The organism is Candidatus Frankia nodulisporulans, assembly GCF_902806475.1.
GTDB classification, from domain to species: Bacteria; Actinomycetota; Actinomycetes; order Frankiales; family Frankiaceae; genus Frankia; species Frankia umida.
Genome location: NZ_CADCWS010000426.1, coordinates 1 through 2,129 on the forward strand (window position 1 = coordinate 1; position 2,129 = coordinate 2,129).

Genomic DNA, 2,129 nt, shown 5'->3' on the forward strand with positions numbered 1-2,129 from the left:
TCAGGCCAGGGCCTGACCGTCCGTCGGGCACGGCGAAGGCGCGCGGACATGCAACCTCCTGGACGTGCGCATACCGGTGCTCGACGGCGTCGAGGCGGCGGACATGACGCTGACGCCGCTGTCACCGCGCATGGGCGGCGTGACAGCGGCGTCAGCTTTGTGGGACCGGTCGTGCGGTCCGGGGTCAGGTCAGACGGTGTCGTGGATCTGCCAGAAGTCGCAGTGGTGGTCGGTGCTGAAGTCGGCGGTGGGAATGGCCTGGGCCGCGGCCGACCGCAGGGACAACACGTGGCTGTCGGTGGCGGTGACGGCGGGCCAGGTGGTCGCGCCGGCGCCGTTCGGGTCCCCGGTCGCGGCGAAACGGGTCCAGTAGCCGATCATGCGGTCGCTCGACGCCTGCTGGGCGGCGTTCAGGGTCTTCTGCTTGAACAGGTAGGGGAGCTCGGCGCCATGCGTCACGCCCAGCGGGTACGGGGCGAGAAAGTCAGGGATCAGGCTCGGCACGTTCGTGTCGTCGAACTCGTACTGGTACACCGGTCGTTGCGTCGCCGCGGAGGTGGCCTGCCGCAGGGTCCGGCAGGAGAACTGGGAGTCGCCGATCAGGGTGGCGTAGGCAAGGGCCGGGCTGGAGTAGGCCGAGGCCGGGTACTCGGCGAGGACGGCGCCCGCGTCCGCCCCGAAGCTCGTCTGGATGGTCTTGGGATAGGTGGTCGCGTCGACTGATCCCCCGGCCACGAGGGCCAGCAGCCGGCCCTCGTCGTGGTTGGTGCCGACGAGCAGTGGCGTCTTGCTGCCCTTGCCCTGCGCGAGCAGCGTGGGGACGGGTGCGGGGAGCACGCTGCCGCCGTAGACGGCGTCGAACGTGGCGAGCGCGCCGGACGGGATCGCCTTCAGGAGATCCTGCGGTGTCTTGCCGCGCATGCAGGCCAGCGCCTCGGCTCCGGTGCAGCCGGCCGCGGTCTCGATCGCGGCCGGCTGCACCGGAGCCGAGGCCGTCTGGAGGTCCACGCCGCCGAGGGCGCAGCCGCTCTGGGACGCCACCTTGTCGAACAGGCCAACCGAGCTAGGCGAGACGAGGTGGACACAGGAGCTGACCGCGCCCGCGGACTCGCCGAAGACCGTCACGTTCTGCGGGTCACCGCCGAACGCGGTGATATTCGCGCGCACCCAGCGCAACGCCGCCTGTTGGTCCTCGATGCCGTACATGCCGGCGTCGCCACCCTGAGCGATGAGGTCCGGGGTCGCGAGGAACCCGAGCGCGCCCAGCCGGTAGTTCGGCGTGACGACGACGACCTGGCCCTTCTCGACCAGGGGCGTCGGGTCATACGACGCGCCGGAGCCGCTGGTGAAGCCGCCGCCGTGGAGGAACACCATGACCGGCAGTTTGTTACTGATCGCGCCGGGGGTGGTGACGTTGAGGAACAGGCAGTCCTCACTGGTGGCGCCGGTGCTACCGAGACCGGAGGGCTGCGGGCAGGAGGCAGCGGGCTTCGTCGCATCGCGCGTCCCGGTCCAGGCCTGGGCCGGGGCCGGCGGCTTCCAGCGCAGGTCGCCGATCGGCGGCGCGGCGTAGGGGATGCCGTCAAAAACGCGGTGGGCCTGCACGGCGGCGCCGCGGACATCGCCATGGTCGGTGGTCACCTGGAGCGGCGCGGCCACGGGGCCGCCGGTCGGACCGCCCCCGGGACCGCCGCCGGTCGGACCACCCACCGGGAGGCACCCCGCGACAAACAGCGCGCCGGCGACCACAGCGCTCGGCACCACCAGCCCGCGAACCAAGTCTTTCTTCCGGGGCGATCGGGCCAATAACTGGAACGGAACTCGCATGGACACAGTCCTCCTGGCCGTCGGCGCTCCGCCACCCGGAAATTTCTGGGCGCGTGAAAACCGACAATGGGTTCTCGCCGCCTGGTACCGCGTGAAAAGGCACCCACTCGGGTGGCTGATCGCTGCGAGCGGACGGCGCGCAGGGAGGGTGGCCGCTTCGGACGCGCCGAGGCTGGTGGCGGAGAACAGCCTGAGGATGCGGTCAGTGGCTCACCCGTGAATGGTTTGGGAGTTTTGCACCAGTTCGGCCACCCTGTCAACCCAAGCCGGCGGTCAGGCGTCCCGAAAAGAGGCGTACCGCG

General features: G+C 70.7%; 1 protein-coding gene. It reads right to left on the minus strand.

Going from position 1 to position 2,129, the window contains the following annotated elements; genetic code table 11:
• Positions 1–189: 189 nt before the first annotated feature.
• Positions 190–1,710 carry a carboxylesterase/lipase family protein gene (locus tag G6R24_RS20470; RefSeq protein WP_225438869.1) on the minus strand — a complete coding sequence of 507 codons (1,521 nt, stop codon included), beginning with the start codon at positions 1,708–1,710 and terminating at the stop codon, positions 190–192.
• Between the last annotated feature and the right edge of the window lie 419 nt (positions 1,711–2,129).